The 25,249-nt window shown below is 73.6% G+C and carries 20 protein-coding genes; 4 read left to right on the forward strand and 16 right to left on the reverse strand.

The annotated features are described in order from the left end of the window. Positions 1-318: 318 nt before the first annotated feature. The 12 genes from DQ240_RS03960 to crcB form a co-directional block, all read right to left on the reverse strand. A complete protein-coding gene (locus DQ240_RS03960; RefSeq protein ID WP_199589051.1) occupies positions 319-711 on the reverse strand; it encodes a VOC family protein in 393 nt (130 codons plus the stop codon). A gap of 98 nt (positions 712-809) precedes the next feature. Then, complete coding sequence (locus tag DQ240_RS03965) at positions 810-1,694, reverse strand: hypothetical protein (protein ID WP_113838355.1); 885 nt, start codon at positions 1,692-1,694, stop codon at positions 810-812. Positions 1,695-1,910: 216 nt separating this feature from the next. Beyond that, positions 1,911-2,375, reverse strand: a complete 465-nt coding sequence (locus DQ240_RS03970; RefSeq protein WP_199589052.1) for a chemotaxis protein CheW — start codon at positions 2,373-2,375, stop codon at positions 1,911-1,913. A 1-nt stretch (position 2,376) separates the two neighbouring features. Beyond that, positions 2,377-4,767, reverse strand: a complete 2,391-nt coding sequence (locus DQ240_RS03975; RefSeq protein WP_113838356.1) for a chemotaxis protein CheA — start codon at positions 4,765-4,767, stop codon at positions 2,377-2,379. A 162-nt stretch (positions 4,768-4,929) separates the two neighbouring features. Then, a complete protein-coding gene (locus DQ240_RS03980; RefSeq protein ID WP_113838357.1) occupies positions 4,930-6,546 on the reverse strand; it encodes a methyl-accepting chemotaxis protein in 1,617 nt (538 codons plus the stop codon). A gap of 257 nt (positions 6,547-6,803) precedes the next feature. Continuing rightward, positions 6,804-8,375 (reverse strand): methyl-accepting chemotaxis protein, encoded by a 1,572-nt coding sequence (locus DQ240_RS03985; RefSeq protein ID WP_113838358.1) that lies wholly within the window; start codon positions 8,373-8,375, stop codon positions 6,804-6,806. Positions 8,376-8,694: 319 nt separating this feature from the next. Beyond that, positions 8,695-10,323 carry a methyl-accepting chemotaxis protein gene (locus DQ240_RS03990; protein WP_113838359.1) on the reverse strand — a complete coding sequence of 543 codons (1,629 nt, stop codon included), beginning with the start codon at positions 10,321-10,323 and terminating at the stop codon, positions 8,695-8,697. 297 nt (positions 10,324-10,620) lie between these two features. Next, positions 10,621-12,228: a methyl-accepting chemotaxis protein gene (locus DQ240_RS03995; protein WP_113838360.1), complete on the reverse strand. Its 1,608-nt coding sequence runs from the start codon at positions 12,226-12,228 to the stop codon at positions 10,621-10,623. A gap of 217 nt (positions 12,229-12,445) precedes the next feature. Continuing rightward, a complete protein-coding gene (otsB, locus tag DQ240_RS04000; RefSeq protein WP_113838361.1) occupies positions 12,446-13,183 on the reverse strand; it encodes a trehalose-phosphatase in 738 nt (245 codons plus the stop codon). 2 nt (positions 13,184-13,185) lie between these two features. Next, positions 13,186-14,601, reverse strand: a complete 1,416-nt coding sequence (locus DQ240_RS04005; protein WP_113838362.1) for a trehalose-6-phosphate synthase — start codon at positions 14,599-14,601, stop codon at positions 13,186-13,188. Between the two features lie 32 nt (positions 14,602-14,633). Next, positions 14,634-14,993, reverse strand: coding sequence for a CrcB family protein (locus DQ240_RS04010; RefSeq protein ID WP_113838557.1), 360 nt, complete (start codon positions 14,991-14,993; stop codon positions 14,634-14,636). Further along, positions 14,990-15,397, reverse strand: a complete 408-nt coding sequence (gene crcB / locus DQ240_RS04015) for a fluoride efflux transporter CrcB (protein ID WP_113838363.1) — start codon at positions 15,395-15,397, stop codon at positions 14,990-14,992. Before crcB ends, DQ240_RS04010 begins: the two co-directional genes overlap by 4 nt. 110 nt (positions 15,398-15,507) lie before the next feature. Between crcB and DQ240_RS04020 the strand changes: the two genes are divergently transcribed. Next, entirely contained in the window at positions 15,508-17,256 is a 1,749-nt protein-coding gene (locus DQ240_RS04020; RefSeq protein WP_158548514.1) for a bifunctional diguanylate cyclase/phosphodiesterase, read from the forward strand. 9 nt (positions 17,257-17,265) lie between these two features. On the opposite strand, the gene ngg is transcribed toward DQ240_RS04020, so the two are convergent. The 3 genes from ngg to DQ240_RS04035 all read right to left on the reverse strand — a co-directional run bounded on the left by ngg (position 17,266) and on the right by DQ240_RS04035 (position 22,399). Continuing rightward, positions 17,266-19,026: an N-acetylglutaminylglutamine synthetase gene (gene ngg, locus DQ240_RS04025; RefSeq protein WP_233498476.1), complete on the reverse strand. Its 1,761-nt coding sequence runs from the start codon at positions 19,024-19,026 to the stop codon at positions 17,266-17,268. An 11-nt stretch (positions 19,027-19,037) separates the two neighbouring features. Then, positions 19,038-20,819, reverse strand: a complete 1,782-nt coding sequence (locus DQ240_RS04030) for an N-acetylglutaminylglutamine amidotransferase (protein WP_113838365.1) — start codon at positions 20,817-20,819, stop codon at positions 19,038-19,040. Between the two features lie 104 nt (positions 20,820-20,923). After that, complete coding sequence (locus tag DQ240_RS04035; RefSeq protein ID WP_113838366.1) at positions 20,924-22,399, reverse strand: S8 family serine peptidase; 1,476 nt, start codon at positions 22,397-22,399, stop codon at positions 20,924-20,926. A 204-nt stretch (positions 22,400-22,603) separates the two neighbouring features. On the opposite strand from DQ240_RS04035, the gene DQ240_RS04040 reads away from it, so the two are divergent. The 3 genes from DQ240_RS04040 to DQ240_RS04050 are packed head-to-tail and all read left to right on the forward strand — an operon-like array spanning position 22,604 to position 24,413. Then, complete coding sequence (locus DQ240_RS04040) at positions 22,604-23,596, forward strand: aldo/keto reductase (RefSeq protein ID WP_113838367.1); 993 nt, start codon at positions 22,604-22,606, stop codon at positions 23,594-23,596. Positions 23,597-23,629: 33 nt separating this feature from the next. Continuing rightward, on the forward strand, positions 23,630-23,995 hold the full coding sequence (locus DQ240_RS04045) for a hypothetical protein (RefSeq protein WP_113838368.1): 366 nt from the start codon (positions 23,630-23,632) through the stop codon (positions 23,993-23,995). Then, positions 23,988-24,413: a hypothetical protein gene (locus DQ240_RS04050; protein WP_113838369.1), complete on the forward strand. Its 426-nt coding sequence runs from the start codon at positions 23,988-23,990 to the stop codon at positions 24,411-24,413. Before DQ240_RS04045 ends, DQ240_RS04050 begins: the two co-directional genes overlap by 8 nt. Positions 24,414-24,423: 10 nt before the next feature. Here the strand turns inward: DQ240_RS04050 and DQ240_RS24205 are convergent, their stop codons facing one another. Continuing rightward, on the reverse strand, positions 24,424-25,215 hold the full coding sequence (locus tag DQ240_RS24205) for a hypothetical protein (RefSeq protein ID WP_199589054.1): 792 nt from the start codon (positions 25,213-25,215) through the stop codon (positions 24,424-24,426). Positions 25,216-25,249: the final 34 nt, after the last annotated feature.

The following is a 25,249-nucleotide window of genomic DNA, read 5'->3' on the forward strand; positions in this document are numbered from 1 at the left end:
CCGACCGATTGAGTTCGGCCGCGCACAACCGGTTCCGGTCGGTACGGACGTCCCGGGTGCACCAGGCGTCACAGGAGTTGTCGGCTGCCACAAACGCCACCTGAAGTGCTGCCGCGGACTCGTTACGCAAATCGCGGTGACCGGCGCGGGGAATGGCTCCTCGCCCATTTGTCGACAGCGGGGAACGGTGACCGGCGGATCCGGGAATGGCGTTGACCAGCGGATTTCGGCTCCGGCACGAGCGCTGTGCGCCAGGAGCCCATTCGGTCACCGGAACGGGTACTCAGCGCACACTGCTCGTGCCCGAGCCCCCGGACCTCAGTCGGCCAGGAGGTCCGGCGGGGGCGCGAAGGGCGTGATGCAGAACGGGTGGCCGGCCGGGTCGAGCAGCACCCGCCAGCGGGGATCGGGCTGCGGGTCGGCCAGGCGCGCGCCGAGGGCCAGCGCGCGGGCGACCGGCTCGTCCAGCGCCTCGCCGGCCGTCAGGTCGAGGTGGACGACGGACGCCCCCGGCCAGACCGGCGGGCGGTACCCCTCGACCCGTTGCGGGACCAGCAGGACGCCGGGCACCCGCACCCCGACGCTCGTCTCGCGCCGCCACAGCACCCGGCCACCGAGCAGCCGCACGTAGAAGTCGGCCAGCTCGTCGGGGTAGGCGCAGTCGAGGGACACGCCCACGAACCGCACGTCGCCGGGCTCGGTCCGCTCCACGGTCGCGACCGTAACGGTCGACGGAGTGCGCAGTGGTCCAGCAGATGGGCGGTCGGGTGCACCGACGCCCACACTGTCACCGCCGGAGCGGCGCAGGGTCAGGCGGTGGTGACCCGCTCCCAGGGGGCGAGCAGGACCGTCAGCGCGGTGGTGTCGAGCATGTCGCCCATGGTGATGCCCTGGACCACGCCGGCGACGGCGTTCCAGACGCCCTGGGCGCCGTCACGGCCGTCGAAGCCGCCGTCGGCGAAGGCCTGCACGGCCAGCAGCTGGGCGGCGGCCAGCACGCGGAGGCGGCCGGAGACGTGCGCGGCCCAGGAGGCCTCGTGCATCGCCGTCGCCCACGGGCGGCGCTCGAGGCGGCCCTCGTCGACGGCGCGGCGCCAGCGGGCGCGGGTGGCGTCGTCCTGGTCACCGATCGCGCTCAGGAACGCGTGGACCTCGACCGCGGCGGGGCCCAGGTCCGGCTGCACGGTCGGGACGAGGCCGGTCGCCGTCGCCAGGGCCAGCGGGCCGGTGAGCTGCCGGCGGACCAGCGGGGGCAGGACGTCGGAGGCGAAGGAGCCGATCACCGCGTCGCCGAGCACGTCGGCGGCCGCGGCGAGCACGTCCTCGTCGACGTCGGCGGCGGCCGGGTGCTCCAGGCCGAGGACGTCGTCGCGCAGGACCCGCTCCACGGCGGCGGCGTCCCCGATCAGCCCGCGCTCGAGCTGCTCGACCAGGACGGCGGCGCGGTCGGTGGTGCCGGCGCTGCGCAGGTTCGGCACCGCGGCGGCCAGCTCGCGGGCCCGGCGGGCGCGGACCGCCAGGACGGCCCGCTCCTCGCGGTCACGCCCCGCGGAGGGGTGGACGGCGGCGAGGCCCTCGAGCGTGGCGGCGTCCGCGGTGAGTCCCGTCAGGAGGACGTCGGCCACCTGCCGCCCGAGCGGGAGGCGGACCAGGTCGAAGCCGAGGGTGGCGGCACTGACCAGTGAGTACGGCACGACAGCGCCTCCGTGAGCCGGGACAAGGGCGGAGACCATGCTGACCGCGATCGTCCCGTGGCGCCATGTGACCCTCACCCGTCCGGCGGAGACCACGCCCGATCCTCTCGCGTGTCCCCGGCGCTTCTGTCATAGAGCGATCGCACAGAGTCACCGAACGGGACCGGCCCCCTTCCGACCAGGTGGTCGGAGAGGGGGCCGGTACGGGGTCCTTCGTCAGGCGCTGACGGCCTTGTGCACGTCCAGGGCGAGGAGCAGCTGACCGTCGAGCTTGAACGCGCCGCGGATGAGGTCGCGCGCGGTGCCGTCGAGCGTGTCCGGCGGCGCCTCGAAGTCGGCCGGGTCCACGTCGACGACGTCGGCGATGGCGTCCACCAGGAGGCTGACGGCCTCGCCGTGCAGGCGCACGACGATGACGACCGCGTCGGTGTCCTCGGGCCGCGGCGGACGGCCCAGCCGCTCGCGCAGCTCGATCGCCGTCACGACCTGGCCACGCAGGTTGATCAGGCCGGCGACGGCGGTCGGGGCCAGCGGCACCCGGGTCAGGCTCTGGCTGCGCAGGACCTCCTGCACGTGCGCCACCTCGACGCCGTAGAGGTCGCCGTCCAGCCAGAAGGTGGCCAGCTGGCCGCCGATCACCGGGGCGGCGTCGGAGGTGCGGGTGTCGGTCGCGGTGCTCACGTCAGACCTCCATCAGGGACGAGGAGACGCCCTGGGGCGTCGAGAAGTCGGAACCGGCGCTGTAGAACGCCGGGTCGGCGGCGAGGATGGCCGCCCGGACGTCGAGCAGCTCGGTCACCTTGTCGCCGAGGACGGCGGAGCCGAGCAGGCCCATGTCCTCGATGTCGCTGCGGATGGCGGCCTCGCCGTCGACGATGTCGAGGATCTCCTCGACCACGATCGCCACGCTGCGGCCGTGGTCGCTGTAGACGATGACCTCGAGGACCTCCTGGTCCGCCTCGCCGTAGGCGCCCAGGTGCCGGTCGAGGCGGACGATCGGCAGGATCGCGCCGCGGTACTGCACGACCTCCCGGTTGCCGACCCGCTCCACGTTCTCGGTGCGGACCTGCTCGAGGCGGGTGACCGTGTCGAGCGGGATCGCGACCCGGCGGCCACCGCCGATGGAGGCGAGCAGCATCCGCTCGCGCTGCGACTCGGTGTCGGCCGCGGCGACGGCGGCGGCCACGCGGGCCTCCTGCCGCTCGGCGCTCTCCGTGCGCAGGGCCCGGCGGGCCAGCGCCTGGACGTCGAGGATCAGCGCGACCGTGCCGTCACCGAGGACCGTGGCGCCGGAGTAGAGGCCGATCGCCTTGAGCTGGCCGCCGACGGCCTTGACCACGATCTCCTCGGTGTTGATCACCCGGTCGACGACCAGGCCGAAGCGCCGTCCCTCGGAACGCAGCACCGCGATGACGACGTGGCCGTCGTGCCGCTCGGAGGTGATGCCGAGGACGTCGGTGAGCCGGACCAGGGGGAGGAGCTCCCCGCGCAGCCGGTAGACCTGCGCCCCGCCGACCTCCTCGACGGCGTTGACCGCCTTCTCGGCGTCGAGCGAGACGAGCTCCTGGAGGCTGATCTGCGGGATGGCGTAGCGGTCGGAGGCGCACTCCACGGTCAGCGCCGGGACGATCGCCAGGGTCAGCGGGATCCGCAGCCGGCAGACGGTGCCGGTGCCGGCGACCGACTCGACCTCGATGGTGCCGCCGATGGCCTCGATGTTGGTCTTGACGACGTCCATGCCGACGCCGCGGCCGGAGACGTTGGTGACGGCGGCGGCCGTCGAGAAGCCCGGCAGGAAGATCATCTGCAGGACGTCGGCGGGGCTCATCCGGGCCAGCTGCGCCTCGGTGACGAGGCCGCGCTCGATGGCCTTGGCGCCGATCTTGGCCGGGTCGATGCCGGCGCCGTCGTCGGCGACCTCGACGACGACCTGGCCGCTCTCGTGCTTCGCGCGCAGGGTCAGGACGCCCTCGGCCGGCTTGCCGGCGGCACGGCGCTTGTCCGGCGCCTCGATGCCGTGGTCGACGGAGTTGCGGACCAGGTGGGTCAGCGGGTCCTTGACGGCCTCGAGCAGCGTCTTGTCGAGCTCGGTGTCCTTGCCCTCCATCTCCAGGCGGACGCTCTTGCCGCACTGGATGCCGAGGTCGCGGACGACGCGCGGAAGCTTCGACCAGATGTGGTCGATCGGCTGCATGCGCGTCTTCATGACGCCCTCCTGCAGCTCGCTGGCGATGAGGTTGAGCCGCTGCGAGGCGCGGACCAGGTCCGTGTCGTTGGACCGGCCGACGTACTGGACGATCTGGTTGCGGGTCAGCACCAGCTCGCCGACGAGCAGCATGAGCTCGTCGAGCAGGTCGACGTCCACGCGGATGGTGCTGTCGGCGACGGCGCGGCGCGCCTGCCCGCCGTCGGCGGCGGGCGCGTGCTCGGGCTCGGCGGCCTCGGCGGCCGCAGCCGCCACGGGGACGGGGGCCTCGACGGCAGGGACCTCCACGGCAGGGACCTCCAGGACGGGAGCCGCGGCGACGGGCTCGACGGTGGGCTCGGCGGGCTCCGCGGCCGGGGCCTTGCGGGTCCGCTTGGGGGCGGGAGCGGCGGGCGCCTCGACGACGGCGGCCTCGACGACCGGTACCTCCGCGACCGGCACCTCGGCGACGGGCGCCTCGGCAGCGGGAGCCGCGGCCGGGCCGTCCTCCATGGCGGCGCTGATGTCGGCGACGACGGCCGAGACGTCCACCGAGCCCTCGCCACCCGTGGCCTCGATCGAGGTCAGGAGGGAGCGGACGGTGTCGACCATGCGCAGCAGGACGCTGGTCCGCGCGGGGGTCAGCTCCAGGGCGCCGTCCCGCAGCCGGGAGAGCATGTTCTCCCCGATGTGCGTGACCTCCTCCAGGCGGTTGAACGCCAGGAAGCCGCTGGTGCCCTTGATCGTGTGGATCGTGCGGAAGATGCTCGAGAGGCGTTCCCGCGAGTTCGGTTCCTGCTCGAGGGCGACCAGGTCGGTGTCCAGCTGGTCGAGGTTCTCGTGGCTCTCGACGAGGAACTCCTCGACGATGTCGTCCAGACCGTCCACCGGTGCCTTCTCTCTCGCTGTCGCGGGGCGCGCTCGCCCCGCTGCTGTTGTCGGCGCCACTCGGCCGGAGTTGAGGTGAACTCCGCGGGCGCCCGTCGTGCTCGGTATCGGCAGTCGCGGCCCCGGGGCTGACCGTGGCCGGCCCCGGGGTCGCGACGTCCGTCAGTAGGTGAAGCGGCCCACCGTGCTGCGCAGGTCGCTGGCCATCCGGGACAGCTCGTCGACGGCGGTGCGGGTCTGGGCCAGCGCCTGGGTGGTGGAGTCCGCGGCCGTGGAGACCCCGGTGATGTTGTCGGCGATCTGACCGGAGCCCTGGGCGGCCTCCTGGACCGAGCGCGACATCTCGTTCGTCGTCGCGGTCTGCTCCTCCACGGCGCTGGCGATGGTGGTCTGCCGGTCGGAGATCTGCGCGACGATCTGGCTGATCTCACCGATCGCGGCCACGGCCGCGGTCGTGTCGCCCTGGATGGCCTGGACGCGGCGGGCGATGTCCTCGGTCGCCTTCGCCGTCTCCTGGGCCAGCTCCTTGACCTCGTTGGCGACGACGGCGAAGCCCTTGCCGGCCTCGCCGGCGCGGGCGGCCTCGATCGTGGCGTTGAGCGCCAGCAGGTTCGTCTGCTCGGCGATGCTCGTGATCACCTTCACCACGTTGCCGATCTCCGCCGACGACTCGCCCAGCTTGTTCACCGTCGCCGTCGTCGCCTCCGCGGCGTTCACCGCGCGCATCGCGACCTCGGACGCCTCCGCGGCGTTCGACGCGATCTCCCGGATCGAGGCACCCATCTGCTCGGCACCCGCAGCCACCGTCTGCACGTTGCGGCTGACCTCCTCCGCGGCGCCGGCCACGACACCCGACTGGGCCGAGGTCTCGTTCGCCGAGGCCGAGATCTGCGCCGACGACGCCGACAGCTCCTCCGACGACGCCGCCACCGCGTCCGCGGCACCCACGACCGTCGCCATGACCCCGCGCAGGCTCTCCTGCGCCGACTCCAGCGCCGCTGCCATGCGGCCCACCTCGTCGTCCTCGTCGACGCGCGCCGAGACCGTGAGGTCACCGGCCGCGAGGGCCTCGGCCGAGCGCTGCACGACCCGCAGGTTGCGGACCATGCGGCGGACGACGAAGACGGTCAGTGCGACGGCGACGACCACGGCGCTCAGCGAGGTGACCAGCAGCAGGGTGATGGCGTTGCTCGCCTCGTCCTCGCTGGCGGCGTTCCGCGCGGCAGCCTCGGCGGACTGCGCCAGACCCTCCTCCTCCAGCCCGTCGGCGATGTCGGTCAGCAGCGGGCTCGACACCTCGCGGTAGACCTGCGCGTACGTCGCCAGGTCGCCGGCGTCGGCGGCCGGGAACAGCTGCGCGGCGTTGGAGGCGAGGAACTGCTCCCGGGCGCCCTGGTACTTGTCCATGGCGGCCTGGTCGATGACGAACGGCTCGTACTCGGCGAGCGCGGCGTCCACGTCGGCCTGCTTCTCCTCCATCTCGCCGAGCAGCTCGACGCGACGAGCGGGGTCCGAGACGGCGTACTCGAGCACCCGGGCGCGGTGGGCCGCGGTGGCGCGCTGCACCGCGGACAGGGCGTTCAGCGGCTGCAGGTTCTCGCTGTAGATCCGCTCCTGGCCGTCCCGCATCTCGCCGATGCGCGTGACCGCCAGCAGGTTCGTGACGATGACGACGACGGCGAGCAGGCCGACGACCGCGCCGATCTTCACCCCGATCGGACGACCGGCGAACCAGCCGCCGCGCCGCCCGCGGCTGGAAGGGGTGGTGACAACGGACATCGGTTCTCCTGCGTTCGATTCGCCAACCGGTATCGCCGGCGCGAGGTTTGCGTGAGGTCGTGCGTGGGAAGAGTGAGCCATTTCGGACGGCGCCGACGGCCAATTCATGGCGTGTCGCAGAGGACCGTCGAGAAAGGTCGGTGACCGTTTCTGCCGAGTCGACAAGACGCCATTCCCGGGTCCCGGAAAGGCGAGAGCGCGGGACCGGTCGACCCGGTCCCGCGCTCTCTTCCCTCCGCGCCCCTGCGCGCTCCGGATCAGTAGCTGAAGCGCCCCACCGTGCTGCGCAGGTCGGCGGCCATCCGCGACAGCTCGTCGACCGCGGTGCGGGTCTGGGTCAGCGCCTGCGTGGTGGAGTCCGCGGCCGAGGAGACACCGGTGATGTTCTGCGCGATCTCCCCGGTACCGCCGGCGGCCTCCTGCACCGACCGGGCCATCTCGTTCGTGGTCGCGGTCTGCTCCTCCACCGCGGAGGCGATGGTGGTCTGCCGGTCGGAGATCTGCGCGACGATCGAGGAGATCTCACCGATCGCGGCCACGGCCGCGGTCGTGTCGCCCTGGATGGCCTGGACGCGGCGGGCGATGTCCTCGGTCGCCTTCGCCGTCTCCTGCGCCAGCTCCTTGACCTCGTTGGCGACGACGGCGAAGCCCTTGCCGGCCTCGCCGGCCCGGGCGGCCTCGATCGTGGCGTTCAGCGCCAGCAGGTTCGTCTGCTCGGCGATGCTCGTGATCACCTTCACCACGTTGCCGATCTCCGCCGACGACTCGCCCAGCTTGGCGACGGTGGCCGTCGTGGTCTCCGCAGCGACCACCGCACGCGACGCGACCTCGGAGGCCTCGGCGGCGTTCGTGGCGATCTCCCGGATCGAGGCACCCATCTGCTCGGCACCCGCGGCCACGGTCTGCACGCTCCGGGAGACCTCCTCGGCGGCCGAGCTGACCACGCCGGACTGCGCCGAGGTCTCCTCCGCCGACGCCGAGATCTGCGCCGACGACGCCGACAGCTCCTCGGAGGAGGCGGCGACGGCGTCGGCCGAGGCGATCACGGAGGCCATGACGGTGCGGAGCTCCGCCTGTGCGGCGTCCAGCGCGGCCGCGGTAAGGCCGAGCTCGTCCTGCTGGTCGATCCCGGTGCTGCGGGTCAGATCGCCGGCGGCGATGCCCTCGGCGACGTGCTGCACCGACTGGAGGGTGCGGCGGATGCTGCGGGCCACGGTCCAGCCCAGACCCAGCGCCAGCAGGGCGCCGACAGCCACCACGGCGATGAGGGCGGTGCGGGCGGAGGTCGCCGTGTCGGAGACGGAGTCGGCCAGCGTGGAGGCCTCGGCGGTCTCCGACACCAGGAGGGCGTCGATGCCCTCACCGATCTCGGGGAGCAGTTCCTGCGACTGGGGGTACAGCGCACCGGCCGTGGCCATGTCGCCGGCCGCGCTCGCGGCGGTCACCTGCGCGTTGAGGTCGGCCCAGGACGTGTAGGTCTCCTCGAGGGACGCGGCGATGGCGCGCTGCTCGGCGTTCGGGGAGGTGCCGGCGTACCGGTCGGCCGCCTCGGCGACGGCCGCGCCCGCGGCAGCGGAGGCCTCCGCGTACTCCGCGGCGTCGGCGGAGCGGCTCATCTGCTGGATGTAGGACATCGCCTGGTTCAGCTGCAGCTCGAGGAACTGCGCCCGCATCTCCTCGACCTCGAGGAGGCCCAGGGTGCTCTGCTCGTAGCTCTTCGCCGCGCTGTCCGCGGCGTCGTCCAGCGAGACGACACCGACCGCCCCGACGGCGACGCCGGTGAGGACGGCCACCGAGACCGACGCGAGGATCTTGCGCGAGACGGACATGTCCCTGAGGACTCGTCCGACACCACCGTTCTCTGCCACGACAACACTTCCGATCGCACTGGGGAAAGGGGACGACCCGCTTCCAGCCCGGGTCGAGAGGTGCCGGAGGACCCGGCGACGGAGCAGAACGTAGGGCTGGACACAGAATGCAGGAATGCTTTTCCTCGCGTGTCGTGGATGCGTATGACAACGGTTCTACAACGGTGTCGACAATTCTCTCCGACCGTTTTCGACGACCATTCCCTGTGCTGTCGACATACCGCCCGGTGGGACGCGGTGACCGTGAGGGCGGCCGGCACGCCGGCCGCCCTCACGCCTCTCAGCAGGTGAAGCGGCCCACCGCCCCACGGAGGTCGGCGGCCATCCGGGACAGCTCGTCGACTGCGGTGCGCGTCTGACCGAGCGCGTGTGTCGTGGACTCGGCCGCGGTGGAGACCCCGGTGATGTTCTCGGCGATCTGCCCGGAGCCCTGCGCCGCCTCGCTGACGGAGCGGGCCATCTCGCTGGTGGTGGCCGTCTGCTCCTCCACCGCGCTGGCGATCGTCAACTGGTAGTCGTTGATCCGGCCGATGACCTGGCTTATCCGCCCGATGGCTGCCACCGCTCCGGTGGTGTCGCCCTGGATCGCCTCCACCCGCCGGGCGATGTCCTCGGTCGCCTTCGCCGTCTCCTGCGCCAGCTCCTTGACCTCGTTCGCCACCACCGCGAACCCCTTGCCTGCCTCACCGGCACGGGCCGCCTCGATCGTGGCGTTGAGCGCCAGGAGGTTCGTCTGCTCCGCGATCGAGGTGATGACCTTGACGACGTTCCCGATCTCGAGCGAGGACTCGCCGAGGCGGGTGATCTGCGCCGTCGTCGCCTCCGCCTCGGTCACCGCGGAGGCTGCCACCCGTGCGGCCTCGTTGGCGTTCTGCGCGATCTCCCGGATCGACGCGCCCATCTGCTCGGCACCCGCGGCCACGGTCTGCACGCTCCGGCTGACCTCGCCGGCCGCGGAGCTCACCACGCCCGACTGGGCCGAGGTCTCCTCCGCCGACGCAGAGATCTGCGCCGACGACGCCGACAGCTCCTCCGACGACGCGGCCACGGCCGCCGCCGACTGCTTGATCTCGCCGACCGTGGTGGCCATCGTGTCGGCCGCGGTGTTCAACGCCCGGGCCATCTGCCCCACCTCGTCGTGGCCGCGGACCTCGAGGCGCACGGTGAGATCGCGGTCGGCCAGACGGCCGAGCCCGGACTGGACCTCCCGGACGCCGCCGACGACACCGCGGGCGACGAACCACGCGAACGCACCGCCGACCAGGGCGGCGAGCGCGGAGACCAGCAGGGAGAGGAGGACGGTCTGGGACTCCGCGTCGTCGGCGGCGGCACGCGTCGAGGCCACGCGTCCGTCGACCGATGCCACGAGGTCGGTCATGGCCTGGTCCAGGACGTAGAAGGTGTCCCACTTGTCGCCGTTGGAGACGGCGTCGCCCTCGTCGAGCCGGCCGGCGGCCCACAGCTGGAAGATCTGCTCGTTGTAGGCGCTCATCGCCGTCCAGTTCTCCTGGATCGCGTCGAGGCTGGCACGGCCCTGCTCGTCGAGCAGGCTCCGGTCGAGGTCGAACAGCCGCTCGAAGCCCTCGGCGCCGTCGCGGTAGTTCGTCACGTTGTCCCCCGTCGGGGCGGCGGCGACCGCACCGCCGTCCACCCGGGACCGCCAGGCGGTGATGTTCTGCCAGTTGGCGGCCCACAGCAGGTCGTAGCGCGCGGTCTCGACGGACCGCTGGACCCCCACGGCGGCGGTGGCCTGGTCGTTGAGGTCGCCGATGCGCTGGGCGCCGGCCACGCCGGTGACGGTGGCCGCGACGAGGCCGGCGACGAGGGCGGCACAGATCGCGGCGATGCGCGTGCCGATGCCGCGGTCCCGGTACCAGTGGCGGGCGGGCGCCCCGGTGGACGGGGTCATGGACGGCTCCTCGGGAGTCAGGCGGCGGGGCGGCCGCGACCACGGCGCCATGGATCGGCGACGTGCCCGGAGAGTGCTACATCGGAATGGTCGGGGATCGCCTTTCCGTAGCGTGTCCGACCGTGTTCCGGAAATCGTGCGACGACCTCCTCCCCGCGGTCACCATGTCGACCCGGGAATGGCACTCGCCGCGCGGGCGGTCCACGCCGGGAATGGTCCGGGAACGACGAGAGCGCGGGACCGGGGATCTCCCGGTCCCGCGCTCCGCGGTCCTCGCCGTCAGGCTGTGCGCCTGCCTCAGTAGGTGAAGCGACCCACCGCCCCCCGCAGGTCCACGGCCATGCGCGACAGCTCGTCGACGGCCACCCGGGTCTGGCTGAGCGCCTGCGTGGTGGTCTCGGCGGCCGTGGAGACGCTGCCGATGTTCTCGGCGATCTGCCCGGACCCGCCGGCGGCCTCCTGCACCGAACGCGACATCTCGCTGGTCGTCGCGGTCTGCTCCTCCACCGCGCTGGCGATGGTGGTCTGCCGGTCGGAGATCTGCGCGACGATCTGGCTGATCTCCGCGATCGCGGCCACCGCGGCGTCGGTGTCGCCCTGGATCGACTGCACCCGGCGGGCGATGTCCTCGGTCGCCTTCGCCGTCTCCTGCGCCAGCTCCTTGACCTCGTTCGCCACGACGGCGAAGCCCTTGCCCGCCTCACCGGCACGGGCGGCCTCGATGGTCGCGTTCAGCGCCAGCAGGTTCGTCTGCTCGGCGATCGAGGTGATGACCTTGACGACGTTGCCGATCTCCATCGACGACTCGCCGAGCTTCGCGACGGTCGCGGTCGTGGCCTCCGCGGCGTTCACGGCGCGCATCGCGACCTCGGACGCCTCCGCGGCGTTCTGCGAGATCTCCCGGATCGAGGCGCCCATCTGCTCCGCGCCCGCGGCCACGGTCGCGACACTCCGGCTGACCTCGTCGGCCGCCGACGAGACCACGCCCGACTGCACCGAGGTCTCCTCCGCCGAGGCGGAGATCTGCGCCGACGAGGCCGACAGCTCCTCCGAGGACGCCGCGACCGCCGACGCCGAGGCAGCGACACCGGCCATGACCTCGCGGAGGCTGGCCTGAGCGGCCTCCAGCGCGTCGGCCATCTGGCCGATCTCGTCGTGCGAGGTGACGCCGGCCGAGGCCGTCAGGTCGCCGGTGGCCAGCGCCTCGAGAGCGGCCTTGACCCGCTGCACCGGGCGGGTGATGGACCGCATGATGAGCCAGCTGATCGCGAGGATGACGGCGACCGCGCCGAGGGCGACGGTCAGGCTGAGGGTCTCCGCCTGCGCGACGGCGTCGTTCAGGGTCTCCTCGGCGGCGCTGCGCGCGGCGGCGAGCTCGTCCTTGGCGGTGCCCACGGCGCCGTCGGTCAGGTCGTTGGCGGCCTGGATCTCCTCCCACCGGACCCGGCTGCCGACCTGGTCGGCGATGGCGCCGTTCACGAAGGCCTCGATGGCGGTGGTGTAGTCGCCGAAGCTGGAGGCGAGCGCGGCCACGGCGTCGGCCGCCGCGCCCTCGAGCTCGATGGCGGAGAGCTCGTCGAGGATGCCCTCGGGGGTGGCGATGTCGTCGGCCAGCTCGGGCAGCTGGTCGGCCGGGACGTCCCGGACCAGGGCCTTGAAGCCGTCGACCTTGAGCTCGCTGGCCCGGGTGTCGAGCTGGAGGACGAGGGTCTCGGCGTCGGCGAGGTCCTGCAGCTCCGAGGTGGCGTCCCGGACGGTGCTGTTGCCGGCGAGCACGACGGCGATGACCCCGGCGAACGCCAGGACGACCACGGCGACCAGGGCGCCGAACTTCTGGGCCAGGGGACGGTCGGCGAACCAGCCGGCGCGGCGCGCGGCGGGCGGGGGGAGGGACGAGGTGGACACGGGAGCGCTCCTGAGGGGCGTGGGGACGGCGAGGCGTGCGGCGTCAGAGTGGTGCGCAATTGAATGGCCGCGACGCTCCCGCGCCCGTCAGTGACGAAATCGTGGTGTTTACCCCGGGTGAACCCCCGCAGGCGTGTCGACCAGTCGACGCGCGGTGCGACGAACCGTGCCGGCGCTCCTCGGGCCCCGAGACCCGTCCCCGCAGGTCAGCGCCGGATCAGGCGAGTGCGGCGTCCAGCGCGACCAGCAGCGCGACCGCCGCTTCCGGGTCGGTCACCCGTGCCGTCGCGCGCGTCTCGCCCGGTCCGACCTTCACCCCGAGGTCGTCCGGACCCAGGACGTCGAACGCGTCCTCGTCGGTGAGGTCGTCACCCAGGTAGACCACCGTGGCCGCCCCCAGCTCCTCGCGCAGCCTGCGGACGGCGCTGCCCTTGTCGGCGTCGGTGACGGCGAGCTCGAGGACGTCCTTGCCCGGCTTGAGGGTGAGCTCCGGGTCCGCGAGCTCCCGGGCGCGCTCCAGCAGCCCGGCGGCCGCCGCCCGATCGGTCACCTGGCGCACGTGCACCGCCACGCTCGCCGGCTTGACCTCCAGCCGGGCTCCGGGCGTCCCCTCCACCTCGGGAGCCAGCCGCTGCGCCAGGGCGTCGCGCCGGACCGCCAGCTCTCCGCGCAGCGGCCCGTCGAACTCCGCGCCGTGGCTGCCGACGAACCGGTAGCTGCCGCTCAACCCGCTGGTCTCCTGGAGGTCGGCCACGCCACGACCGCTGACCAGCGCGACCGTGACGCCGTCCCTCGAGGCCAGCCGGGCCAGGACCTCGGCCACGCCGGGCTCGGGGACGGCGGCCGAGGGGTCGTCGCGGAGGCGGGCGAGCACGCCGTCGTAGTCGCTGGCGATCAGCAGCGGACGGCCGGCGGCCAGCCGAGGGAGGGCGGCGCTGAGGTCGGCCGGGAGCACGGTCAGACCTGGGCCTTCAGGGCCTCGAAGAACGAACCCGCCCAGTGCTCGAGGTCGTTCTTGAACAGGTACCGGCGCATGGCACGCATCCGCTTGGCGGACTCCTCCGGCTCCACCCGGAGCGCCCGGACCAGCTGGTTCTTCACCCCGGCGATGTCGTGCGGGTTCACCAGGAACGCCTGCTTGAGCTCGGCGGCGGCGCCGGCGAACTCCGAGAGCACGAGCGCACCACCCAGGTCACCACGGGCCGCGACGTACTCCTTCGCGACCAGGTTCATGCCGTCGCGGTAGGGGGTGACCAGCATGACGTCGGCCGCGCGGTAGAGCGCAACCAGTTCCTCGCGCGGCACGGACTGGTTGATGTAGTGCACGGCCGGACCGCCGAGCGTGCCGAAGATCCCGTTGATGTGGCCGACCTGCTGCTCGATGGTCTCGCGCATGTGCACGTAGTGCTCCACGCGCTCGCGGCTCGGCGTGGCCACCTGCACGAAGACCGTGCTGGGCGCCTCGACGACGCCGTCCTCCAGCAGCTCCTGGAACGCGTTCAGCCGGACGGCGATGCCCTTGGTGTAGTCCAGCCGGTCGACCCCGAGGATGATCTTGTCGGGGTCGCCGAGCTCCTTGCGGATCTCGGCAGCCCGCGCGACCACCTCGGGCGAGCTCGCCAGCGCGTGGAAGGACTCGACGTCGATCGAGATGGGGAACGCCCTCGCCGTCACCGTGCGGCCGTCGTACTCGATCGCCTGCTTGCGGGTCGGCAGGTCGTGCAGCCGCCGGGCCAGCTGGATGAAGTTGCTGGCCGCGCTGGGCAGCTGGAAGCCGACCAGGTCGGCGCCGAGCAGGCCCTCGACGACCGCGGAGCGCCACGGGAGCTGGGTGAACAGCTCGTAGGGCGGGAACGGGATGTGCAGGAAGAACCCGATCGTGAGGTCGGGACGGCGCTGGCGCAGCATCGCCGGGACCAGCTGCAGCTGGTAGTCGTGCACCCACACGATCGCGTTCTCACCGGCGACCTCGGCGGCGCGGTCGGCGAAGCGCTTGTTGACCTGCACGTACGTGTCCCACCAGGTGCGGTGGTACTCGGGCTTCTCGACCACGTCGTGGTACAGCGGCCACAGCGAGGCGTTCGACATGCCCTCGTAGTAGCGGTCGACCTCCTCCTCGCTGAGCTCCACCGGGATCAGCGACATGCCACCGGACTCGAACGGCTCCGGCGCCGGGCCGGCGGAGCCGGACCAGCCGACCCAGGCACCGCCACGACCGGCCACGAACGGCTCGAGCGCGGTCACCAGCCCGCCGGGGCTGCGCTGCCAGCGGGTGCTGCCGTCGGGATCGGTGACCTGGTCGACCGGCAGGCGGTTGGCGACGACGACCACCGGGCTCTCCGCCCGCGTCTGGTGCTCCGGGGTGTCCGACATACCGTTCCGCACCCTAGCCGAGCCCGTCCCGCTCAGCGGGCGGCGGCCACCGCCCACCCGGCCCAGGCAGCACCGAGCCCCAGGACGAGCGTCGCGCCGAGGTAGGCGGCAGCGCGGCCGATGGCACGCTCCTCTCCCAGCCGGACGACGTCGGCACCGAACGTCGAGAACGTCGTGAGGGTGCCGCAGAAGCCGGTGCCGAGCAGTGCCACCAGCCACGCCGGCGCGGACCCCGCACCCAGCAGCAGCCCCAGCACGAGGGACCCCGCGACGTTGACGGTCAGCGTCCCGGCAACGCTGCCGGCGCCGCGTCGGGACTCGGCGACCCGACCGGCCAGCAACCGCAGCGGCGCACCGACGGCCGCCCCGAGCACGACCAGCAGGACGGTCACGACGCCACCGGTCCGCGCGCGGGCCGCAGCGGCCTCCCGGTGCGCCGGCCCAGCCACAGCCCGGTCCCCGCGGCGAGGACGCCGCCCACCACCGAGGCGACGACGTAGGCCGCGGCCGTCCCGGCGGAGCCGGCGTCGCTCAGCCGGACGACGTCCACGGCGAACGTGGAGTACGTCGTGAAGCCGCCCAGCACCCCCGTGCCGAGCAGCAGTCGCGGCCAGCGGGCCGCGGGGGAGCGCGCCTCCAGCGTCCCGAGGAGCACGCCGAGCAGCAGACAGCCGGACAGGTTCACCAGCAGCGTGGCGACCGGCCAGTCCGCGGAGGACGACGGGAGCGCGGTCGCCACGCCCCAGCGCGCGAGGGCGCCGAGCGCGCCGCCCACCGCCGCCAGCAGGTACGCCACGTGAGGCATGCTGCCCGCCGTCCGCGCGGGCGTCCCCCACCGGGGTGAGTTCCAGACGGGCGAGTCCGGTTGTGCTCAACCGGATGCCGCGCTCTGCCGATCCTGGGACCATGCAGCTGTCCTCGGACGCGCCGGAGATCGCCACGCCCCGCGTGATGGCGCGGACCGCCGGCGCCTTCTACGCGGCCGCCGGGTGCGCCGCGTTCACGGTCGTGGCGGGTGCCGGTGCGCCCGGCGGCGGCCCGGGGCGCACGCTCGCGGGCCTGGCGCTGCTCGCCGTCGCGACCGGCGCGGTGCTGCTGTGGCGCGGGGACCGGCTGCCCCGGGGCGCGTTCCACGGCGTCGTCCTCGCCGGCACCGCGCTGCTCACCGTGGCCATCGCCGTCAGCCCGGACGCGCCCACCGCGGTGACGGTCGCCTACTTCACCTCCTTCATCGCGGTCGACTGCTTCTTCTTCTTCGCCTGGCGCCCGGCGCTGGCGCACCTCGTGGGCCTGCTGCTCGGCCCGGGTGCAGCGCTGCTCTCCCAGCCCGACGTCCACCCCGGTATCCCGATCGCCATCGGGACGGTCTGCATCGTCGTCTCCCTGGTCGTGGGGGGCCTGGTGCGCCAGGCCTCGAACGCCAGCCGGGACCCGCTCACCGGCCTGCTCAACCGTCGTGGCTTCGACGACGCCCTCGAGACCGCCCTGGCCGCCGGCGACCGCACCGGCCAGCCGCTGGCGCTGGCCCTGCTCGACGTCGACCGGTTCAAGACCGTCAACGACACCCGCGGGCACGCCGCCGGCGACGAACTCCTCCGCGCCCTCGCCGCGGCGTGCCTGGCCACGGTCCCCGCGGGCACGACCGTGGCGCGGCTCGGCGGCGACGAGTTCGCGCTGCTCATGCCGCACTGCAGCGCCTCGGCGGCGCTGGCGCGCGTGGAGGCGGTGCGGGTCGCCGTCACCGACTGCGGGATCTCCTGCGGCGTCGCGGTGCGCGCCGGGCAGGAGAGCGCCGCGGAGCTCCTGCGGCGGGCCGACACGGCCCTCTACGCCGCCAAGGACGGCGGCCGGGGTCGTGCCGTGTTCAGCGGCGGGGACACCAGCGTCCTCGCCGTGGAGCTCGCGGCGGCGCTGACCGCCGGGAGGATCGGTGTCGCGCTGCAGCCGATCGTCGCGCTGACCGACGGCTCGGTCATCGGCGTCGAGGCACTGGCCCGCTGGCACGATTCGGTCCGTGGCTCCGTCCCGCCGGACGAGTTCGTGCCGGCCGCCGAGGACGCCGGCCTGGTCGCCGACCTGGGGCGGGCCGTGCTGACCACCGCCTGCCGGGACGCCCGGGTCCTGGCCGCGCACTGGGGACGCCGGCTGATGCTGACGGTCAACGTGTCCGGGCAGGAACTCGCCGCCCCCGGCTACGCCCGGCACCTTTTCGAGGTCCTGCACCGGACGGGCTGGTCGCCCGAGGACCTGGTCGTCGAGGTCACCGAGACGCTGATCGCCTCACCGAACGCGTCGCTGGAGACCCTCGCCGAGCTGCGGGCCGGCGGCGTCGCCGTGGCGATCGACGACTTCGGCACCGGGTTCTCCTCGTTCAGCCGGCTGGACACGCTGCCGGCCGACTACCTGAAGCTGGATCCGTCGTTCATGGCGACCACCACGACCTCGCCGCGGCGGGCCGCCATGCTGCACGGACTGCTGACGCTCAGCGCGACGCTGGGGCTGAGCGTCATCGCCGAGGGCGTGGAGACCGCTGAGCAGGAGGCGCTCCTCGAGCGGCTCGGCGCCCCGCTCGCCCAGGGCCACCGCTACGGCGCCCCGCGGTCCGTCGACGCCCTGCTGCTCGACGTCCCGGCGCGGGAGGCCACGCCCGCCTGAGCCGGTGGCTCAGCGGCGGCGGGTCTCCGGGAACAGCAGGTCGACGAACCGCTCGGCGGTCGGCTGCGGCTCGTGGTTGGCCAGCCCCGGCCGCTCGTTGGCCTCGATGAAGACGTACTCGGGGCCGTCGACGGCCGGTACGAGGAAGTCGATACCGGTGACGGGGATGCCGAGGGCGTCCGCCGCGCGCACGGCCGCCTCCCCGATCTCCGGGTGCAGCCGCTCGGTGACGTCCTCGATCGTCCCGCCGGTGTGCAGGTTGGCCGTGCGCCGGACCTGCACGCGCTCCCCATGGGGCGGGACGTCGTCCATGGCGTAGCCGGCCTCCGCGACCACCTCGGCGGTCGTGTCGTCGAGCGGGATGCTCGACTCGCCACCGGTGGCCCGCTCCCGGCGCCGGCTGGTGCTCCGCACGAGGTCGACCACGGGGTGCCGCCCGTCGCCGATGACCTCCGCCGGCCGCCGGACCGCTGCGGCGACGACCTTCCCGTCGATCACGACGACGCGCAGGTCCTCGCCGTCCACGAGCTCCTCGACGAGCACGTCGGGGCAGAACTGCAGCGCCAGCCGCACCGCCCGCACCAGCTGGTCCTCGTCCCTGACGCCCACCGTGATGCCCCGGCCCTGCTCACCCCGCGCCGGCTTCACGACGACGGAGCCGGCGTCGGCCATGAGCGCCCGGGCGTCGTCGAGGTCGTCCTCGCGGGCCAGCGCGCCACGCGCCACCCGGACGCCGGCCCGCCGCATGATCCGCCGGGTGACCCGCTTGTCGTCGCAGCGGCTCATGGCCACGGCGCTGGTGAACTCCGACAGCGACTCGCGGGTGAGCACCGATCGGCCACCGAGGGTCAGCCGCATCTCGCCCCACTCCGCGTCGGTGACCTCGACGCGGATGCCGCGCCGCAGGGCCTCCTCGGCGATGATCGCCGCGTAGGGGTTGAGGTGCTCCAGGCCCGGCGGCCGGGAGGCGAACAGCGGCGTGTTGATCGGGTTCTTCCGCTTCACGCACACCGCCGGGACCCGGGTGAAGCCGAGCTTGCGGTAGAGCGTGATGGCCGGGGTGTTGTCGTGCATGACCGACAGGTCGAGGTACGCCCGGCCGCGGCCCACGTAGCGCTCGGCCAGCACGCGCACCAGCGCCTCCCCGGTCCCCGGCGGCGCGTCCTGCTTGTCGGCGACCAGGCACCAGAGACTGGTGCCGCCCTCCGGGTCCCCGAACGCCAGGGCGTGGTCGACGCCGGTCACGGTGCCGACGATCTTGCGCGTCCGGGTGTCCTCGGCGACCAGGTAGCTGAAGGTCCGGGTGCGGTGGTTGGCCCACATGACCGCGGGGTCGGCGGCCACCATGCCGTTGCGCGCGTACAGGTCGTTGATGACCGCCATCTCGGCCTCGGAGGTCACCGTGCGGACGAAGACGCCCCGGATCACGTCGGGCCTGGACCGGTAGCGGTGCAGGTCCAGGCGGTAGGTCAGCGACGGGTCGATGAACAGCTCGTCGGGCGCCATGCCCACGAGGACCTGGGGATCGCGCGGGTAGACGCAGATGTCGCGCCGTCCGGTCGCCTCGTCGCGCAGGGCGGCGACGATCCCGTCGAACTCGCGGAACGTCTGGCCGAACACCAGCCGCCCCCAGCCGAGGTCGAGCACGACGTCGTCGGCCATGCCCTCGAGCTCGTGCGCCGACGGCTCGTGCCAGGACCGGCTGGTGAGCGCCGGTGTGGACGCGACGGTGGTGGTGCGGCGCTTGTGACCGGCGACCCGGGCAGACACGTCGTCCCTCCTCAGACCCCGTGGTTCTGCAGCCACAGCTCCAGCAGCCCGAGCTGCCACAGCTTGTTGCCGCGCAACGGCGTGAGGTCGCCGTTGGGGTCGGCGAGCAGCGACTGCACGTACTCCGGCCGGAACAGCGCGCGCTCGCGGGCGGCGTCGCTGCTCAGGGCGTCGCGGACGAGGTCCAGCACCTTGCCCTCGAGGTGGGTGATCGCCGGCACCGGGAAGTAGCCCTTGGGCCGGTCGATGACCTCCGGCGGGATGATCCGCCGGCCGATGGCCTTGAGGACGCCCTTGCCGCCGTCGGCCAGCTTGAGCTCGGGCGGGCAGGCGGCGGCCAGCTCGACCAGGTCGTGGTCGAGGAAGGGCACGCGGGCCTCCAGGCCCCAGGCCATGCTCATGTTGTCCACCCGCTTGACCGGGTCGTCGACGAGCATGACCTCGCTGTCCAGCCGCAGCGCGGCGTCCACGGCGGTCTCGGCGCCGGGCGCCTCCATGTGCGCGGCGACGAACGCCCGGCTGACGTCCTCGTCGAGCCCGTAGCGGTCGGAGACCACCCGGAGCAGGCCGGCGTGGGTGCGGTCGAAGAACGCCGCGGCGTACCGGTCCACGGCCTCGGCGCGCGGGACCCCGGCCAGCGGCGGGTACCAGTGGTAGCCGGCGAACACCTCGTCGGCGCCCTGGCCGGACTGCACCACGCGGATCGACTCGCTCACCCGCTCCGACAGCAGGTCGAAGGCCACGACGTCGTGGCTGACCATCGGCTCGGCCATGGCGCCGATGGCGTGGCCCAGCGCGCCGGCCAGCTCGTCGGAGCCCACCCGGATCCGGTGGTGGTTCGTGGAGAAGCGCTCGGCGATGACGTCGGAGTAGGCGAACTCGTCGCCCTCCCGGCCGCCGACGGACTCGAAGCCGATGCTGTAGGTGGCCAGGCCCTGCTGGCCCTCCTGGGCGAGCAGACCCACGATGAGGCTGGAGTCCAGGCCACCGGAGAGCAGCACGCCGACCGGGATGTCGGCGACGAGCCGGCGGCGCACGGCGACCCGCAGCGCCTCCTCGATCGCGTCCTCCCAGTCCCGGGCCGACCAGGTCGCGTGCTCGGCGCGGCGCTCGTAGACCGGTGCCCAGTAGCGGTGCTCGCGGCTGGTGCCGTCGGCCTCGATGACCCGCACCGTGGCCGGGGGCAGCTTGCGGACGCCGTTGAGCAGCGTCCGCGGCGCCGGGACGACGGCGTGCCAGGTCAGGTAGTGGTGCAGCGCCACCGGGTCGATGGACGTGTCGACGTCGCCGGCCCGCAGCAGCGCGGGGAGCGTGGAGGCGAAGCGGAGGCGGCCGGGCGTCTCCGACAGGTAGAGCGGCTTGATGCCCAGCCGGTCGCGGGCCAGGACCACCCGGCCGGTGTCGCGCTCGTGGATGGCGAACACGAACATGCCGTGCAGGTGGTCGACGACGTCGGTGCCCCAGTGGTGGTAGCCCTTGAGGATCACCTCGGTGTCGCTGTGCGAGAAGAACCGGTAGCCGTGGCCCTCCAGCTCGGCGCGCAGCTCCTGGTAGTCGTAGATGCAGCCGTTGAAGACCGCGGTCAGGCCTAGCTCGTTGTCGACCATCGGCTGGCCCCCGGCGGCGGACAGGTCGATGACCGAGAGCCGGCGGTGCCCGAAGGCCACCCGGCCGGCGCTCCACATGCCCTGGCCGTCGGGGCCGCGGGGGACCAGCTGGTCCACCATCCGCCCGACCGCGGTGGTGTCGGCGAGGGTGCCGTCGAACCTGATCTCGCCCGAGAGGCCGCACATGCGAGTTGATCTAACCTGCGTGCCGGACCTCCCGCGACCGGGCCCGGCGGGTCGTGATCGGGGTCACCGACCGTTCCACGTGGAACGGTCGGTGACCCGGGAGCTCAGCGCAGCGCCGCCACCGCCGCGACCACGTCGACCAGGCCGGCGCCCTTGTCGAACGAGGTCGTCCGTCCACCGACGGTCGCGTACGCCGCCCCGTCGGCGAACCGGTGCGCCGTGGAGGTGAGGGCGGCCTCGATCTCGGCCGGGGTCGCGGTCGGGTCGGCCTGGAACAGCTGGGCGACGATGCCGGCCACGTGCGGCGCCGCCATCGACGTCCCGCTGATCGTGTTGAACGTGCCCACGTCGAGCAGGCCGGGGCCGTTGCGGGGGTCGAGCCCGGTCGCGCAGATCGGCAGGTAGAGCCGGCAGGACGACGTGATCGTGTCGCCCGGGGCCGAGACGTCGGGCCACGTCGAGGGGTCGGCCGCCGCGCCGCGGGAGGAGAAGTCGCTGACGACGCCGTCCCGGGTGCCGGTCTCCTGGTCGGAGTACGACGCGACCGAGATGATGCCGCCGGTCGGGTCCTGGCCGGGCGGGTTGGTCAGCGAGGCGGAGCCGTCGCCGCCGTCGTTGCCGGCCGCCCACACGGTGACCACGCCCTCGGCGGCCAGCGCCCGCTGCAGCTTGACGGTGGCGGAGTTCGGGTCGAACTCGCCGCCGCCGCTGGGGCCGTAGGAGTTGTTGGTGACGCGGATCGGCGGGCAGACGTCGGCGGGCACGCCCGCGCCGCACGGCTGCTCGTGGTTCTCCAGCACCCAGTTCAGCGCCGAGTCCGCGCCCACGATGAGCAGCACGGCGCCGGTGGAGATCGAGACGATGCTGGCGCCGGGCGCCGCGCCCTGCAGCCGGCCGCCGTCGGACAGCGTGGTGGGCCGGCCGGCGACGATCCCGCTCACGTGGGTGCCGTGCCCGCCGACGGCGAGGGTGTCGGTGTCGACCACCGAGGGCACCGGGACGACGCAGTCGGGGGTCGTCGTGGTCTCCAGCAGGCAGAGGCTCTTCAGGTTCGCCACGACCGCGCTGCCGCCGTCGGCGTCGCGCAGATAGGGGTGCGTCGGGTCGACGCCGGAGTCGATGACCGCGACCGAGACGCCGCGCCCGTCCAGCGGCTGCCCGTCGGCGCCGGCGAGCGTGGCGACCGCCTCCGCGCCGCGGGTCGCGGTGTTGGACGTCTCCTGCGCGAACTCGATGGGCGCGTTGCCCTCGAGGTAGGTGACGCCCGGCTCGGCGCGGACCGCCTCGGCCTGGGCGGCGGTGCCGCGGGCGACGACGACGCCGATCCGCTCGAACTCGGTCACCGTCCGCATGCCCGTGGCCGCCACCGCTGCCCGGGCCGCCTCGGCGTCGGTGCCGTGCACCAGCACGGTGGTGGGGGCGGCGTCGGCCAGGCCGGCGAGCTGGTCGGCCAGGAAATCCTGGACCGGGGCCAGCACCGCGGGGGAGGGGGCTGCCTGGGCCGGTGAGGCGAGCAGGGCCCCGGCGAGCAGTGCCGCGAGGCTCCCTGCTGCTCCGAGACGGCGGGCGGATCGGGTCATGGGCTCTCCTCGACGGTGGGGCGAGCGGACACGTCCCCCTACCGAACGAGCGAGCGTGCGCAGGGTCACGCCGTCGTCCTCCCTCATGGCGCGGCGTCCTCCCTCACCGCACACCGCGAGGGAGGACGCGCCACGACCAGGTCACCTGATCCCGGACGTCACGCCCCCGATTGCGGTCCGCGCTCCCCGGGCAGGAGCCGGGGCATGCAGATGCGCGAGCTGGGATCCCTCCGTGTGCCGGCCATGGGCCTGGGCTGCATGGGGATGAGCGAGTTCTACGGGACGGCGGACGAGGCGGAGGCCGAGCGGACCATCCACCGCGCCCTGGACCTCGGCGTGACGTTCCTCGACACCGCCGACATGTACGGACCCTTCACCAACGAGCGGCTGGTCGGTCGGGCGATCGCCGGTCGCCGGGACGAGGTGGTGCTGGCGACCAAGTTCGGCAACGAGCGCGGCGAGGACGGCTCCCGCCTCGGCATCAACGGCCGGCCGGAGTACGTGCGCCGGGCCTGCGACGCCTCGCTGCAGCGCCTCGGCGTCGACGTCATCGACCTCTACTACCAGCACCGCGTCGACACCACGGTCCCCGTGGAGGAGACGTGGGGGGCCCTGCGGGAGCTGGTCGAGGCCGGCAAGGTGCGCACCACCGGGATCTCCGAGGCCGCACCGGAGACGATCCGGCGGGCGCACGCCGTCCAACCGGTGACGGCGGTGCAGACCGAGTACTCGCTGTGGACGCGCGACCCGGAGGAGGACGGCGTCCTGGCGACCTGCGCCGAGCTGGGCATCGGGTTCGTCGCCTACTCGCCGATCGGCCGCGGCTTCCTCTCCGGGCAGATCCGCAGCCTCGACGACCTGGCGCCCGACGACTTCCGCCGGCACAACCCCCGCTTCCAGGGCGAGAACTTCGCCCGCAACCTGGAGCTGGTCGACCGGGTGCGGGAGATCGCCGGCGAGAAGGGCGTGACCGCGTCCCAGCTGGCCCTGGCGTGGGTCATGGCGCAGGGCGGCCGCGACGGCAACCCGCAGGTCGTGCCGATCCCCGGGACGAAGCGGGTGCGCTACCTGGAGGAGAACGCCGCCGCGGCGGACGTCGCGCTCAGTGAGGACGACCTGCGCCGGCTCGACGAGGCCGCTCCGCGCGGGGCCACCGCAGGCGACCGCTACCCGGACATGTCCAGCGTGCACCGCTGAGGAAGATGGCTCCGTGCACGACGGAGCGGGACGGTGACGACGGCGCTGGTCGCCGCCGTCACCGTCGTCGCCGCGCTGCTGACCCTGGCCGGCCTCGCGTCGACCGCGGCGCGGCGCCGGATCGGCCTCGTGCACCTGGCGCTGGCCGGCGTCCTGGAGGCGCTGCTCGTCGCGCAGGCAGTGCTCGCCCTCGTGCGGCTGGCGGGCGACCGGGAGCTGCCGGAGACGGCGACCTTCCTCGGCTACCTGGCCGGTGCGCTGCTGCTGCCGGTGGCCGGCGTGCTCTTCGCCCGAGGCGAGACGACCCGGTGGGCGGGCACGGTGCTCGCCGTCCCGGCCGCCGCCGTCTCGGTGATGGTGTGGCGGCTGCTCCAGCTGTGGGAGGCCGGCCGTGGCTGAGCCGGCCGGGGGCGGCCCCCGCCCGGCGGAGGGCCTGGGCCGGGTCCTCGTCGCGGTGTACGCGGTGTTCGCCCTGGCCGCGGGGGCGCGGGCCGCGGTCCAGCTGAGCACCCGCTTCTCCGAGGCGCCGGTCGCCTACCTGCTCTCGGCTCTCGCGGCGGTCGTCTACGTCGTCGCCACGGTCGGGCTGGCGCGCGGCGGCCGGGCCGGCCGGCGCACGGCGCTGGTCGCCTGCGCGGTCGAGCTGACCGGCGTGCTCGTCGTCGGGGTGCTGTCCCTGGCCGACCGTGCGGCCTTCCCCGACGAGACCGTGTGGTCGGGGTTCGGCCAGGGCTACGGGTACGTGCCGCTGGTCCTGCCGGTGCTGGGGTTGCTCTACCTGCGTGCCCAGGGCAGACCGCCGCGGGCCACCGCCTAGGAGTCCCCGGCTAGAAGTCCCCGCCCCCGAAGTCCCCGCCGAAGTCACCACCGCCGAAGTCACCGCCCCCGTCGTAGCCGCCGCCGAAGTCGCCGCCGCCGTAGTCACCGCCGGCGTAGTCGCCGCCACCGCCGTCGCCGTAGTCGCCGCCGTCGGCTCCCGCACCGTCCTGGTAGCCCTCGGCGTAGGCCTCCTCGTCACCCCCGCCGAACAGGCCACCGTCGCCGAGCCCGGTGTCGAAGAGCGCGTCGGCGACCGCCGTGCCGACGACGAGCCCGCCGATGGTGCCGAGCATGCTCGCGCCGAACCCACCCATCCCGAAGCCGCCGCCGCCGAAACCGCGGCCGTACCCCCCGCCGCCGTATCCGGGTCCGTACCCGCCGCCGTAGCCCGGCGCACCGCCGTAGCCGCCACCCCCGCCGAAGGTGCGCTCCATGAAGCCGGGTTGCCGGATCTCGGCCCGGGTGGCGGCGCGCGCCAGGGTGCGCGGATCGTCGGAGCGCGGGCGCTCGGACGACGGTGCCGCCGCGGCGAGCTGGACGAGGACCTGCTTCCGCTGCTCGGGCGTGAGCTGCGCGAAGGCCTCGGCGTGCGCCTCCTCGATCTGGTCCGGCGGCGCGGTGCGCAGCAGGTAGCGGTAGCGCTCCAGCGCCTGCTGGTCGGTCAGCTGCTGACCGCTCCCGGGCGCGCCGTAGCGCTCGTAGCGGTCGTCGTGGCGCTGGTCGTAGCGCTGGTCGTAGCCGTACGAGGAGGGCTCGTCGTGGTGCCGACGCCGTCCGAGGAGTCTGTCCAGCAGTCCCATGGCCTGGTTCGTGCCCGCTCCCGGGCCGCCCACA

Source organism: Blastococcus sp. TF02A-26, assembly GCF_003319125.1.
Lineage (GTDB): Bacteria > Actinomycetota > Actinomycetes > Mycobacteriales > Geodermatophilaceae > Trujillonella.